This is a genomic window from Catenuloplanes niger, assembly GCF_031458255.1.
Classification (GTDB): Bacteria; Actinomycetota; Actinomycetes; order Mycobacteriales; family Micromonosporaceae; genus Catenuloplanes; species Catenuloplanes niger.
On the sequence record NZ_JAVDYC010000001.1, the window covers coordinates 5,084,026 to 5,097,537 of the forward strand.

General features: G+C 72.9%; 11 protein-coding genes. 7 read left to right on the forward strand and 4 right to left on the reverse strand.

The window, feature by feature from the left end; translation table 11 throughout:
- Positions 1–32: 32 nt before the first annotated feature.
- Both J2S44_RS22600 and J2S44_RS22605 read left to right on the forward strand, forming a co-directional pair.
- Entirely contained in the window at positions 33–1,121 is a 1,089-nt protein-coding gene (locus J2S44_RS22600; protein ID WP_310417389.1) for a LuxE/PaaK family acyltransferase, read from the forward strand.
- Positions 1,118–2,314, forward strand: a complete 1,197-nt coding sequence (locus tag J2S44_RS22605) for an acyl-CoA reductase (RefSeq protein WP_310417392.1) — start codon at positions 1,118–1,120, stop codon at positions 2,312–2,314. Before J2S44_RS22600 ends, J2S44_RS22605 begins: the two co-directional genes overlap by 4 nt.
- A gap of 129 nt (positions 2,315–2,443) precedes the next feature.
- Here J2S44_RS22605 and J2S44_RS22610 read toward each other — a convergent pair whose 3' ends face one another.
- Both J2S44_RS22610 and J2S44_RS22615 read right to left on the reverse strand, forming a co-directional pair.
- Complete coding sequence (locus J2S44_RS22610; RefSeq protein WP_310417396.1) at positions 2,444–4,309, reverse strand: serine/threonine-protein kinase; 1,866 nt, start codon at positions 4,307–4,309, stop codon at positions 2,444–2,446.
- Complete coding sequence (locus J2S44_RS22615) at positions 4,309–5,142, reverse strand: hypothetical protein (RefSeq protein WP_310417400.1); 834 nt, start codon at positions 5,140–5,142, stop codon at positions 4,309–4,311. The genes J2S44_RS22610 and J2S44_RS22615 overlap by 1 nt, the downstream gene beginning before the upstream one ends.
- A 94-nt stretch (positions 5,143–5,236) precedes the next feature.
- On the opposite strand from J2S44_RS22615, the gene J2S44_RS22620 reads away from it, so the two are divergent.
- The 5 genes from J2S44_RS22620 (at position 5,237) to J2S44_RS22640 (ending at position 11,880) form a co-directional block, all read left to right on the forward strand.
- Positions 5,237–6,181 (forward strand): aldo/keto reductase, encoded by a 945-nt coding sequence (locus tag J2S44_RS22620; RefSeq protein WP_310417402.1) that lies wholly within the window; start codon positions 5,237–5,239, stop codon positions 6,179–6,181.
- Positions 6,178–6,927, forward strand: a complete 750-nt coding sequence (locus tag J2S44_RS22625) for an SDR family NAD(P)-dependent oxidoreductase (RefSeq protein WP_310417406.1) — start codon at positions 6,178–6,180, stop codon at positions 6,925–6,927. Before J2S44_RS22620 ends, J2S44_RS22625 begins: the two co-directional genes overlap by 4 nt.
- Before the next feature lie 246 nt (positions 6,928–7,173).
- On the forward strand, positions 7,174–9,822 hold the full coding sequence (locus J2S44_RS22630; RefSeq protein WP_310417409.1) for a fibronectin type III domain-containing protein: 2,649 nt from the start codon (positions 7,174–7,176) through the stop codon (positions 9,820–9,822).
- A gap of 181 nt (positions 9,823–10,003) precedes the next feature.
- On the forward strand, positions 10,004–11,047 hold the full coding sequence (locus J2S44_RS22635) for an SGNH/GDSL hydrolase family protein (protein WP_310417412.1): 1,044 nt from the start codon (positions 10,004–10,006) through the stop codon (positions 11,045–11,047).
- A 140-nt stretch (positions 11,048–11,187) separates the two neighbouring features.
- On the forward strand, positions 11,188–11,880 hold the full coding sequence (locus J2S44_RS22640) for a glycoside hydrolase family 12 protein (protein ID WP_310417415.1): 693 nt from the start codon (positions 11,188–11,190) through the stop codon (positions 11,878–11,880).
- Between the two features lie 40 nt (positions 11,881–11,920).
- Here J2S44_RS22640 and pseI read toward each other — a convergent pair whose 3' ends face one another.
- Both pseI and J2S44_RS22650 read right to left on the reverse strand, forming a co-directional pair.
- On the reverse strand, positions 11,921–12,976 hold the full coding sequence (gene pseI, locus J2S44_RS22645) for a pseudaminic acid synthase (RefSeq protein ID WP_310417418.1): 1,056 nt from the start codon (positions 12,974–12,976) through the stop codon (positions 11,921–11,923).
- Positions 12,973–13,500: a GNAT family N-acetyltransferase gene (locus J2S44_RS22650; protein WP_310417420.1), complete on the reverse strand. Its 528-nt coding sequence runs from the start codon at positions 13,498–13,500 to the stop codon at positions 12,973–12,975. The genes pseI and J2S44_RS22650 overlap by 4 nt, the downstream gene beginning before the upstream one ends.
- Between the last annotated feature and the right edge of the window lie 12 nt (positions 13,501–13,512).

Sequence of the window (13,512 nt, forward strand, 5' to 3'; positions counted from 1 at the left end):
GGTCAACGAGCTTCAGAGACGGGGGTGACCGCGTGCCGACCGACACCCTGGGCGCGCCGGAGGTCTTCCGGCTGACACAGCCGGCCAAGGAGGAACGGCTGCTGCCGGAGATCGTCGAGCGGCTGACGGCGCACCGGGCCGGCTGCCCGCCGTACCGCCAGATCATGGACGCGATCGGGCACGACTCCGGCCGGCGCTATCAGCGGATCGAGGAGCTGCCCTGGCTGCCGGTCCGGATGTTCAAGACGCACGCGCTGAAGAGCATCCCGGACGCGGCCGTCTTCAAGACGCTGACCAGCAGCGGGACCACCGGGACGCCGAGCCGGATCTTCCTGGACCAGCACGCCGCGGCCGCGCAGAGCCGCATGCTGTCCCGGACCATGCAGACCGTGCTCGGCCCGCACCGGTTGCCGATGCTGCTGGTCGACACGCGCGCGATCCTGGCCGACCGGCGCACGTTCTCCGCGCGCGGCGCCGGGGTGCTCGGCATGATGGGTTTCGGCCGGGACCACGCGTGGGCGCTGGACGCGGACGGCGCCGTCGAGCCGGACACCGTCGAGGCGTTCCTCGGCAAGCACGGCGACCGGCCGTTCCTGATCTTCGGGTTCACCTTCATGGTCTGGTTGCATCTCTACGAGCTGGCCCGGGATCGCGGCTGGGACCTGAGCAACGGCGTGCTGGTCCACTCCGGTGGGTGGAAGAAGCTGCAGGACCAGGCGGTGTCGCCGGCCGAGTTCCGGTCCCGGTTCACCGCGGACACCGGGCTGCGGCGGATCCACAACTTCTACGGCATGGTCGAGCAGATCGGCACGGTCTTCCTGGAGGGGCCGGACGGCGGCGGCCTGTACTGCCCGGACTTCGCCGACGTGATCATCCGGGATCCGCGCACCTGGGCCGAGCAGCCGGCCGGCACGCCGGGCCTGATCGAGCTGGTCAGCACGCTGCCCACGTCGTACCCGGGCAACGTGCTGCTCACCGAGGACCTCGGCGTGGTGCACGGCGTCGACGACGGGGTCTGGCCGGGCAAGCGGTTCGAGGTGCTCGGCCGGCTGCCGCGGGCCGAGGCGCGCGGTTGCAGTGACGTCTACGCCGTACCGGCACAGGGGAGGGCCGCGCTGTGATCGTCCGTTTCCCGGCGACCGCCGAGGGGCTGCTGCCGGCCGAGGACGCGCTGACCGTGGGCGACCCGCGCGTGGTCGGCTTCCTCGGCGCGCTCTCCGCCCGGCTGCTCGCGCCGTCCGTCGCGCGCGCCCACCCGGAGCTGGGCTCGCTCGGCTTCTTCCTGCGCCGCGCCGAGCTGGCCCGGACCGCCGCCCACCTGCGAAGGGCCGACCCGCACACGGTACGCCGCCCGCGCGGCCTGGTGTTCCACGTGCCACCGGCCAACGTGGACACCGTGTTCGTCTACTCCTGGGCGCTGAGCGCGCTGGCCGGCAACCGTAACGTGGTGCGCCTGTCCAGCCGGTCCGCCGGTGCCGCGGACACCGTGCTGGCCGCGCTGAACGACGCGCTCGCGGACGCCGACCCGGTGATCGCGCGCACCCAGCGGATGGTCTCCTACGGCCGGGACGACGCGCTCACCGCGGAGCTGTCCGCCGCCTGTGACCTGCGCGTGCTCTGGGGCGGCGACGCCAGCGTGACGGAGTTGCGCCGGTACCCGCTGCACCCGCTGGCCCGCGACCTGACGTTCCCGGACCGGTCGTCGTTCGCGGTGCTGTCCGCGGCCGGCTGGCTGGCCGCGCCCGGTGACGCGCAGCGCGCCGCCGCGGACGGCTACGCGAACGACGTCTACTGGTTCGACCAGGCGGCTTGCTCGTCGCCGCGCACGCTCTACGTGACCGGCCCGGCCGCGGACGCGGAGAAGGCGCTGGACGGCTTCTGCCGGGAACTCACCGACGCCGTGCACCGTCGCGGCTGGACGGTCGACGCCGCGATGGCCGTGGAGAAGCGGATCCGCACGTACGGGCTGGCCGCGGACGGCCGGGCCGCCGGCGTGCGCTTCCCCAGCAACGAGCTGGCCTGGCTGCACCTGGCGGACGGCGCCGAGCCGCCCCGCGACTGGCTCGGCACCGGCGTGGTCGCGGTCGCCCGCCTCGACGCCCTGCGCGACCTGGCACCGCTGATCACCCCGCGCGACCAGACGCTGAGCCACTTCGGCTTCACCGGCGACGAGTTGCGGGAGCTGGTCACCGCGATCCCCGGCCGCGGCCTGGACCGGATCGTGCCGTTCGGCCAGGCGCTCTCCTTCGCCCCGGTCTGGGACGGCCACGACCTGCTGGAGGAGTTCACCACCCGGACCACGATCAGGTCCTGACCGGCCACCGCGGAACCGGTGCCCGCGGGAGCACTCGGAACCCGGCCACGCCGGAAGCGGGAAAAGCGGCTTCTGAAGGGTTTTCCGCCCGGGGCGGAGTTCGAGAACCGGACTCCGCCCCGGGCCCGGTCAGATCACGTCGCCGGGCTGCGGGAAGGCGAGGTCGCGCTTGGCGCGGCGGGCGGCGGCGCGGCGTTTGCTGATCTTCTTGGAGAGCTTGCGGGTGTCGCTGCGGACCAGCTTGTAGCCGCTGCGCGCGACCATCAGGAAGCGGCCCGGCCAGGACTTCCGGTAGAGCTGGATCTCCCAGTCCATCTTGGACAGGTGCAGGTCGCGGGAGCGGATGATCTGCTCGGTCCACTCCATCTGGGCCAGCAGGTGGCTGACCTGGTAGCGCTGCCGCCACAGCGCCTCGGCCAGTTCGCGGTAGCCGGGCACGTCGATGGTGGCGGCACCGGGCGCGAGTGCCAGCAGTTCCCGGCGGCGGCCGTCGCGCTCGGCGAGCGGCAGGCCGGACAGGTCGAGTTCGAGCTCGATCGCGGCGCGCAGCGAGTCCGCGCGGAGCGTGCGGTCGATCATGCCGAGCAGCAGCCCGGTCAGGTCCACGGCGCTGCTGGTGATCGGCCACGGGTGCGGCTGGCCGGACGTGATCAGCCGCGCGGCGAACCGCCACGCCACCCGGGTCAGCACCGTCTCCACCGGCACCGGCCGATCCGGCGACCAGCGCGGCGGGGCCAGGCCGAGCTGGGCGCCGTCGTCCAGCAGTTCACCGGCGTCGGCCAGCGCCATCGGGCCGCTCACCCAGCCGTCCCGGGACTGCCCGTCCAGCCAGGCCGCGAGCCGGCGCAGCTCGGTGCGCAGGCCGACCAGGTCGGCGCGCGCGCACAGTCCGAGCAGCCGCTCCTCCAGCACCACGCCGGCGGGCACCGGGAACGCGCCGTTCACCCGGCGCAGGCCACCCCGGCGCACCGACTCGTCCGCCGGGACCAGCGTGGTCGCGGTCGCACCCCAGTCCGCGGGCGTCAGCGTGTACGCGTGCGGCCCGTCCGCGTCGCCGGCCAGCAGCGCGTGCGACGGCACCTCGCCGGCCGCGCGGGACACGGTCACCCAGGCCGGGGCCAGCACCGCCTCCGCACCCGCGCGCAGCGCCCGCCCGGCGATCCGGCGCGGGTCGCTGAGCACCGGCCGGTCCCGGTAGGCGTCCGTGAACGCGCGGGCCAGCACGGCCTGCACCGGACCGCGCAGCGGCGCGCCGACCTCGCCCAGCAGGCCCGGTCCGATCAGGACGGTGGGATTGCCGGGCGTGGGGAACGCGGCGTAGCCGGCGGTGGAGTGCAGCCCGAAGATCGCCAGGCGGGTGGTCAGCTCGGCCAGCGACGCCGGCCGGTCGGCCGCCGAACCCGGCGGGTACCAGGCCGAGTCGGACCGCTCCCGGGCGCCCGGGTCGAGCTCCACGGCCGTGTGCACGCCGAGCGGGTTCTCGTGCCGGAGCACCAGCGTGCCGTCCGGCGCGACCGCCTTCGCGAGCGTGGCCAGCAGGTCGTCGTCGGTCAGCGGCGTGCCCTCGGCCGAGTTCAGCCGCTCCAAGCCGTCCAGGCAGACCACCAGGGCGTAACGGGTGATCGGGTCCAGCCGGGACGCGCCGCCGCAGAGCACGGTCACCGCGGGGAACCGCAGCGCCAGCGCCTCCGCGTCGCCCAGCGACCGGACCAGGCAGGTCACGGCCGCGCCCGCGTCGTGCAGCACGGTGATCAGCTCGTCGTGGTGCGGGCCGGCGACCAGCACCGGCGCGCCGGGTGCCGGCACCAGCGTGCGCAGCAGGTACCGGAGCGCGCCGCCGCAGCCGGCCGTGGGATCGGACCAGGCGAACATCTCACCGCCGATCCGGGTCAGGTTCGCCAGTGCGGCCGCGGCCGGGTTGATCTGGCCCGGAATCGGCGGCTCCGGGGCCGCGTGGGCCGGCTCGGGCAGCAGAGCGGCGGGGCGGTCGGACATCAGGCGCACCTCTCCAGGGGCGCCGACCAGCCGAGCATGCTCCGCAGCTCCGCCGGCCGGGCCAGATTGTCGGCGCCGAGCTCCCGGCGGGCCAGGGCTCGGCAGGTTTCACGGTCGGTGGCGTAGCCGTAGACCTCGGGCCACTGACGGCGCAGCCGGGGCTCGCCGCCGAACGTCATGTCGCCGTCCTCCAGCACCATCGGGTCGCCGTAGACGGCCGCGTCCGCGCCGGTGAGCAGCCCGTACCAGATCGCGCTGCACAGCCGGTTGGACACCACCCGGCGGTGCCGGCGCAGCTCGCCCAGCTGCCGGACCAGGAACTCACGGTCGTGGTCGCGCCACCAGAAGCCGCGGTAGCCGTGGCAGATCACCCGGAAGCCGGCCCGCTCGTAGAGCCGGCGGACGCCGCGGACCCGGTGCTCGTTCCAGTACAGACAGACGGTGACCGGACCGTCCTCGACGGACTTCACCTCGTCGATCAGCCGCTGGTGGTCGCCCAGCACCTGCTGACCCTCCCAGCCGTGGAACGGGTAGAAGATCGTGCCGTCCCGCTCCGTCCCGGCCGGGGGTTCGAGCTCGTGCAGGTACGCGAACGGCGACCCGATCGCGATCACGTTGCGGCGGCCCTGCGACACCGCGCGGCGGCGGGTCTCCTCGGACCAGACGAACAGCGGGCTGCCGTCCACGAACGGCACGCCCGGCGCCAGCCCGTCCCCGATGTTCCAACCGTGCTGCAGGTAGCCCAGCATCCGCGGCGGGTGCGCCGGGTCGGCGAGGCCGCAGTAGCGGGCGAGTACGTGCGCATGCCCGTAGTAGTAGTTCGCGTGATGCATGGGCAGGCCCAGCGCTCCCGGGACTCGACGGCGACGTTTCCGCAGTGCCCAACGCGTCGCGCACCCGTTCGGTGACTTCACCGTTGGTCAGTGCATGACGGACCTGCGCGCAGCGCTGCCCGTGCGAGACCGCGGCGGCTATCGGCAGTCGGCGCTCGTGCTCGGCGGCGCTCAGCTCGGCGGCGCCTACGGCATCGCGAACTCGACCGGTGGTCCCACCGACGCGTCGGCCGCGGCGTTGCTGCACGCGGCCGCCGACCTGGGGATCACGCACGTGGACACGGCCCGCGCGTACGGCGAGAGCGAGCGCCGGATCGGCGCGGCCGGTGCCGGACTACGCGCGGTCACCAAGGTCGCGCCGCTCGGCGCGGTGGCCAGCTGCGAGTCGTCGCTGGCGCAGGCGGTCACCACCAGCGTGGCGCGCAGTGCCGAGCATCTCGGCGAACCGCTGACCATCCTGCTGCACCGGGCCGCGGACGCGCTCGCGGTCGGCGGCGCCGCCTGGAAGACCCTTCGCCGGTACGCGGAGAGCGGGCTCGCCGAACGCGTCGGCGTGAGCGTGCAGTCACCGGCCGAGCTGCGTGCGGTGCTGCGCCTGCCCGGCCTCGGCTACGTGCAGCTGCCGTGCAACGTGCTGGACCGGCGGTGGCTCGCGCCCGACCTGGCGGACACGCTGGCCGAGCGGCCGGACCTGGTGGTCACCGTGCGCAGCGTCTACCTGCAGGGGCTGCTGGTGGCGGGCCGGATGGTGCGCTGGCCGCACCTGGACCCGGCCGCGCGGAACACGGTGGTGGAGACGCTGGACCGGGTCGCGCTGGAGCTGGGCCGCGCGGACCGGGCGGACCTGTGCATGGCGTACGTGCTGGGCCTGCCCTGGGTGACGTCCGTGGTGGTGGGCGCGGACACCGAGGCCCAGCTGCGGGCGAACGCGATGCTGGCGTCCCGGTCGCCGCTGTCCGGGGCGGAGCGCGCACACGTGCTGTCCGTGCTGCCGAACGTGCCGCTGGAGCTGCTCGACCCGAGCCGATGGACGCCGTGACCGATCTGTTCGACCTGAGCGGCCGCACCGCCGTGGTGACCGGCGCGACCGGGCGGCTCGGCCGCACGTTCGCGTCCGTGCTGGCCGCGGCCGGCGCGACGGTGTGGGCGGTGTCCCGCTCCGGCGACGCGGTGGCCGGCTGCCACCCGTTCGTCTGCGACGTGACCTCGGACGCGGCCGTGACCGCGCTCGGTGCGGCGCTGCGGGACCGTGCCGGACGACTGGACGTGCTGGTGCACGCGGCGCACGTGGGCCGCGCCGGTTCGCTGGTCACGGCCTCGTCCGCGGACTACGCGGAGGCGGCGGACCTGGCACTGACCGCGTTCCAGCGGCTGCTGTCCGCCACCCGCGACCTGCTGTGCAAGGCCGCGGTGGACGGGTCGCCGTCGGTGATCGCGGTGTCGTCCATGTACGGCCTGGTCAGCCCGCGTCCGGTCTACGACGACCCGGCCGCGGGCAACCCGCCCTACTACGGCGCGGTCAAGGCCGGCGTGGTGCAGCTGGCCCGGTACGCGGCCGCGGAGCTGGGCCCGCTGGGCGTGCGGGTGAACACGCTGACCCCGGGCGCGTTCCCCGGGCCGGGCGCGGACCCGGGCCTGGTCGGCCGGCTGGGCGCGCAGACGCCGCTGGGCCGGGTGGGCGAGCCGGCCGAGCTGGCGACCGCGCTGCTGTTCCTGGCCTCGCCGCGATCGACGTATGTGACCGGTGCGAACGTTGTCGTCGATGGTGGCCGGACCGCCTGGTAGAAGCGGGCCGGAACCGTCGTGATGTGACCAAATCGGGACTCGGCAGCGCAAGTCACGACCGATATGCGCGAAACGCCAACAATCACCCTCTGTGCTGGCTTACCTTACGGAGAGTCTCCGCCGGTCAACTCAGGTGCCGGCCGCACCCACACGGGGGTAGGAAGAATGTCGATAGTCCATGGCGGCGAGCGCGCAACGCGCTCACGCTGGGCACCACGGGAAGGTTTGAGCGCCCGTCTCGGCGCTGTGGCCTTCGCGGGTGCTCTCTCTACAACCCTGCTGGCGGCACCGGCCGCCGCGGCGCTGGCCGCCCCCACCGGGGTGACCGTCACGCCGAAGCAGGAATCGGTCTGGGTCACGTGGAACGCGATCCCGGGCGCGACCGTCCACCACTACATCGCCACCGCGACGGACACTGACGGTGACACGGCCACCTGTAACGTCACCACGACCAGCTGCCTGATCGGTGGCCTCGAGCCCCGTAAGACGGTCTCGGTGACGGTCGCCGGCTACGAGACCGCCGAGGAGACGTCGAAGGGCACCTCGGCGAACGCCTCGACCACCGCGACGCCCGGCCCGCCGGAGAAGCCGGTCTGGGCCATGGGTTACCCGACGGTCACCGGCTCCGGCAAGGTGGACCTGCAGTGGCTGCCCGCGGCCGGTGCGGCGTCCTACACGGTCACCACCACGCCGGCCAGCGGCGGCTGCGCCACCTCGGGCACGTCCTGCGTGGTCGAGGGGCTCGACCCGGCCAAGTCGTACAAGTTCTGGGTGAACGCCATCGGCGGCGGGGACACCGGCATCACGTCCTCGGCCGCGTCCCCGGCGCTCACGCCGGGCCGGCCGGGTGCGCCGCTCGACGTGATCGTGAACGCGACCACGGACAGCGCCGGTGTCGGCACCACGCACGACGGCGAGGTCTGGTGGACGCCCGCGACGTCCGGCGGCCCGGTGGTGGACTACACCGTCACCGTCGCCGAGACCACCGCGGACCCGCTGACGGCCGACCCGACCTACTCGTGCGGCAACGTCATCACCAACTGCCCGGTGACCGGCTTCGTGGACGGTAAGCAGTACACCGTGCGCGTCGTCGCGAACAACGCGGTCGGCGGCTCGGACGCGGCGGCCACCACCTACTACGGTGGCTCGCCGTCGATGCCGGTGATCTCGAACCCGGAGCTGATGACCGGCACCGCGATCCTGCTCAAGTGGGCCGCGCCGGTCAACAACCCGACCGCGCAGAAGGGTTACCCGTCGGGGCTGTACTCGGTGGAGGCGTCGCCGACCGTCAAGTCGGTCAGTGACACCTGCCAGAACATCACCACGCCGAGCTGTGGCATCACCGGTCTGGAGGCCGGCCGAAGCTACAAGTTCAAGGTGAAGGCGCAGGGCGGTGTGATCAGTGGTACCACCACGAACTACACCGACTCCTACGACGTGGTCGGCCGTCCGGCCGCCCCGACCGGCGTCAAGGTCGAGCCGGTCGACACCGACACGGTGAAGGTCACCTGGGCGCTGCCGACCGGCAACCAGGTGCCGGTGGACTCGCTCCGCGTGTACAACAGCGCGGACGGCGAGATCTCGGGCGCCTGCAACAAGCTGACCGGTGTGAGCGCCACGTCGACCGAGTGCGAGTACGACATCGTCGGCGCGCCGGGCACCCGCTCCTACTGGGTGCGGGCGCTCTCCTCCGACCCGAACTACTACTCGGACAGCGAGAAGGTCACCTCGGCCACCGGTGCGCCGGGCATCCCGTACCTCGCCGGTGCCACGCCGGCCGGTGCGGGCGCGGTCAAGGTCAGCTTCCGCCGGCCGGCCGACCTGGGCGCGGGTATCGCGTCCTACACGGTCACCTCGACGCCGGACGGCAAGACCTGCACCGCGGCCTACGTCTCCAGTGACGACGTGGTCAGCTGCACCGTCAACGGCCTGACCAGCGGCACCAGCTACACGTTCGCCATCAAGTCGCTGGGTGTCGCCGGTAACGACGACTCCAAGACGGTGACCAGCAGCGCCGTGGTCGCCGGTCCGCCCGGACCGGTCACCGAGGCCAAGGCCGAGGCCGTCGAGGGCGGCAAGGTCAAGGTTTCCTGGAAGCCGCCGACCAGCACCGCGCTCGCCATCACCAGCTACACGGTGAAGTCGAACCCGGCCGGTAACTCCTGCGAGATCCTGGCCTCGGCCACCCCGCTGGAGTGCACCTTCGACACCGCCACGGCGGGTACGAAGTACATGATCTGGGCGAACACCGCCGCCGCGGGCAGCTCCGAGGTGACCATCGACGGCCCGGGCACCGTGCCGGGCGGCAAGCCGGGCATCCCGGCCGACGTCAAGGTGACCAACGTGGCGCAGGGCCTGCGGGTCGAGTGGAACGGCGTCACCGGTGCCACCAAGTACCAGGCGATGGCCGTCGCCGCCGGCAAGTCGTTCTGGTGCGCCGCGGTCGGTGCCGAGAACAAGGTCTGCACCATCCGCGGCCTGATGGGCGGCACGCAGTACACGGTCACGGTCCGCGCGGTCAACGGTGCGGTCAACGGCGACTGGTCCACGGGTGTCACCGGTACGCCGGACGCCGCCCTGCCGACCATCGTGTGGCCGGCGATCTCGCCCGCCGGTGGCGGCCTGTCGAGCAGCGGTGGGTACGTCCTGTACCGCAACTCGCGGACCACCATCACCGGCTACGGCTTCAAGCCGGGCGAGTCGGTCTGGCTCTACCTGTACTCGGGCAGCATGAAGGTCCGGGTCGGCGGCGCGACCGCGAAGGCGGACGGCACGTTCGCCTCGGCCATCCAGATCCCGGCGAACGCCACCAAGGGCGGCAAGCGCGTCCTGGCCGGCGGCTGGGACAAGGACGGCAAGGTGCGCTGGCAGAACGCGTACCTGACGATCAAGTAAGCACGGAACCAGGGGAGCGCCCCGTCGGCCACACGGCCGGCGGGGCGTTCCGCGTCCCCGGCCGGGTCCCGGGCGCCGGAACGAGAATGAACAGCGGTTGGGCTTCCCCTGAGCTGTCGGGACATGTCAGCCTGCTCGACGGCGTACCCGCGTCCGGTCCTGAGGAGAGATGGTCTTGTCTTTGTCTGGTGTTCTTCGCGGTGGCGCGGCCGTCGCGGTCGCGCTCCTGGCCACGGCCGGGTTCGGCGCTCCGGCCCGGGCCGGAGCGGCGCTGCCCACGGTGGACTACGTGGCGCTCGGCGACTCGTACGCGGCCGGCGTCGGCGCCGGGACACCGCTCGACGCCTGCCGGAACACGGCCGGTGCCTACTCCCGGCTGTGGGCGGCCGCCGACGCGAAGCAGGTCCGGCTGACCGGTGCCGCCTGCAGTGGTGGCAAGGCGGCCGACGTGCTCACCGCGGCCGCCGCGATCAGCGACGAGACCGATCTGGTCAGCATCACGGCCGGCGCGAACGACCTGGGCGTGACCGGCGCGTTCGCGGCCTGCATGACGCCGGGCCGGGAGGCGGACTGCGCGGCGGCGCAGGCCGCGATCGAGACCGCGCTGCAGACCACGCTGCCGGCCGCGGTCGGCACCGTGCTGACCACGGTCAAGGAGAAGGCGCCGAAGGCGAAGGTCGTGCTCACCGGCTATCCGCAGCCGTTCTCGCCGGCCGGCACGTGTACCGGCCCGAACATCCCGGTGGAGATCCGGGCGCTGGGCAACCGCGTGATGGCCGGGCTGAACGCGGTGCTGGCCGCGCAGGCGAAGCTGGCCGGCGTGGCCTACGTGGACGTCGAGGACGCGTTCGCCGGTCACGAGATCTGCTCGGCGGCGCCGTGGGTGGTCGGCGTCGAGGGCCAGGCCGACGGCACGATCCTGCACCCGAACCTGGCCGGCCAGACCGAGGGTTACCTGCCGCCGTTCACGAGGGCGGTCGGCACGCCGCAGGACGTGGCGCAGTGGATCGCGGAGCGGGACGCGCCCGCCTCGCCGTCGCCCGCGCCGACCGGGAGCGCGTCGCCGGCGCCGTCGGTCACCACCTCCGCGGTCGCGGCGCCGCCGAGGGACGACACCCCGACGCTGCCGATCACCGGTCCGGACGTGGTGCTGACCGTGCTCGCGGGCGTGGCGCTGGTCGGCGTCGGCTCGGCGGTGTTCCTGCTGGCGCGCCGCGCGCGGTAACCGTTCCGGCGAAAAAGGGCCCCTGCCGGGGGCCCTTTTTCGTGGGCAAGGCATCGATGGTCACAACTTGACTTCGTTTGGAGTCAAAACTAACCTGGGGCGCGATTCGTCTTACTGGTCCGAAATACGGAGGTGTGATCGTGTTGCGTACCGCACGTCTCGCCGTCGGCGCGCTCGTCCTCGCGCTGACGCTCACCGTCGCCGCGCCCGCGCACGCCGCGGTCTGGTCGTCCAGCGACCGCTGGGGCACCTGGACCAACGGCGGCTACACCCTCTACAACAACATCTGGGGCAGCGGGTACGGCGCACAGACCATCTGGGCGAACTCGTACAGCAACTGGGGCGTCTGGGCCGACCACCCGAACACCGGCGGCATCAAGTCCTACCCGAACGCCACGAGGTGGGTCGGCAAGCGGGTCAGCGCGCTGGGCACCACCACGAGCAGCTTCAACGTCACGGTGCCGACCAGCGGCGTCGCGTTCACCACGGCGTACGACATCTGGTCCTCGGACAACGCCCACGAGATCATGCTGTGGATGAACAAGTACGGCCCGGTCGGGCCGCTCGGCACGTTTCAGGTCCGGGCGTCGGTCGGCGGCCACACCTGGGACATCTACCGCGGCTCGAACGGTGCGAACAACGTCTACTCGTTCATCCGCACCGGCAACACGAACTCCGGCACGGTCGACATCCGCGCGGTCGCCCAGTGGCTGCGCACGAACGGCTGGTGGGGTGACGTGACCGTGGGCAACGTCCAGTTCGGCTACGAGATCACCAGCGCGGCCGGCGGCAAGGACTTCGTCACCAACTCGTTCTCGGTCACCGCGAACTGACCGGCCGCCGCGCGTCCCACCCGCGCGGCGGCCGGCCCGATCAGACGATGTCCCAGGTCAGCGGCGTGCCCTTGGGGTACGAGGCACGGAACGTGCGGCCCAGGACCAGATCGATGTCGCCGGGCGGGAGACCACCGGCCGGGCGGATCGAGCGGACGTTGTCCCGGGTGACCAGGTCACCGGCGGCCACGTCCTCGACCACGTAGAGCGACCGCCGGAAGCGCAGACCCTCCTCCTCGGACTGGTCCGCGCCGATCCGCGGCGAGCCGAGCGCCGCGTGGGCGCGTCGCGCCTCGACCACCAGCGCGGCCAGCTCCGCGGGTTCCAGCGAGAACTCCGCGTCCACGCCGCCCTCCGCGCGGGACAGCGTGACGTGCTTCTCGATCACGGCGGCGCCCAGCGCCACGGACGCGACCGCCACGCCGATGCCGGGCGTGTGGTCGGAGAGCCCGGCGATCGTGCCGAACGCGTCCGCGAGCACCGGGATCCGCCGCAGGTTCGCGGCCTCGACCGGCGCCGGGTAGGTGGCGGTGCAGGAGAGCAGCACCGGGTTCGCGCAGCCGGCGCCGCGCGCGGCCTGGACCGCCGCGTCGATCTCCGCCACGCTCGCCATGCCGGTCGACATGATCAGCGGCTTGCCGGTGGACGCGGCCAGCCGGATCAGCGGCAGGTCCACCAGCTCCGACGAGGCGATCTTGTACGCCGGCGCGTTCAGCTTCTCCAGCAGGTCGATCGCGGTCGGGTCGAACGGGCTGGAGAACGCGGTCAGCCCGCGCTCCCGGGCCCGGTCGAAGATCGGCTCGTGCCACTCCCAGGGCGTGTGCGCCCGCTCGTACAGCCGGTAGAGGTTCTCGCCGCCCCACAGCTCGTGGCCGTCGCTGATCCGGAAGCGCGGGCCGTCCACGTCGATGGTCAGCGTGTCCGCGCGATACGTCTGGATCTTCAGCGCGCTGGCGCCGGCGTCCGCGATCGCGTCCACGATCCGCAGCGCGCGCGCCAGGTCGCCGTTGTGGTTGCCGGACATCTCGGCGATCACGAACGGCGGGTGCGCCGTACCCACGTGCTGGTGATCGATGCGGATCTGGCGGTCCGTCATGCGGGCTCTTCCTCTCGATAGGCGGCGGCCGTGAGCGCGTACCGCAGGACCGTCTCGGGTTCGCCGTCCACCTCGCGCTGGTACTCGCCGGTGACGGTGAAGCCGAAGCGTTCGTGCAGCTTGACCACGGCCGAGTTCTTCGCCAGCGCTTCACCGCGCAGCTCGGCGTACCCGGCGGGCCCGAACGCGTGGTCCAGCGTGGCGATCTCGGTGGCGATCCAGGTGGGCAGCAGCGCGCGGCGCGCCTCCAGCCCGTCCACGTCCAGGTAGAAGCTCCAGTCCGCGCCGTCGCCGGACTCGTCGAAGATGACCACGCCGACCGGCGTGTCGTCGGCGCAGGCGATCAGCACGTGCCGGGAGTCGTCCGCGGTCACGCGGGCCCACCAGGCCGCGTGCTCGTCCGGCGCGATCTCGTGGGTGGTGAAGCTGGCCTGGCGGACCACCCGGTGGTTGCGCCACGTCAGGATCAGGTCCCGGTCGTCGTCGCACGCCGGGCGCAGCTTCACCGTGGGTACGGGGCTCACATGTCACTCCTG

Coding starts and splice junctions, on each gene's coding strand:
- J2S44_RS22620 (WP_310417402.1), top strand. CDS start 5,237: ATGACGGACCTGCGCGCAGCGCTGCCCGTGCGAGACCGCGGCGGCTAT.
- J2S44_RS22615 (WP_310417400.1), bottom strand. CDS start 5,142: ATGCATCACGCGAACTACTACTACGGGCATGCGCACGTACTCGCCCGC.
- J2S44_RS22610 (WP_310417396.1), bottom strand. CDS start 4,309: ATGTCCGACCGCCCCGCCGCTCTGCTGCCCGAGCCGGCCCACGCGGCC.
- pseI (WP_310417418.1), bottom strand. CDS start 12,976: ATGACGGACCGCCAGATCCGCATCGATCACCAGCACGTGGGTACGGCG.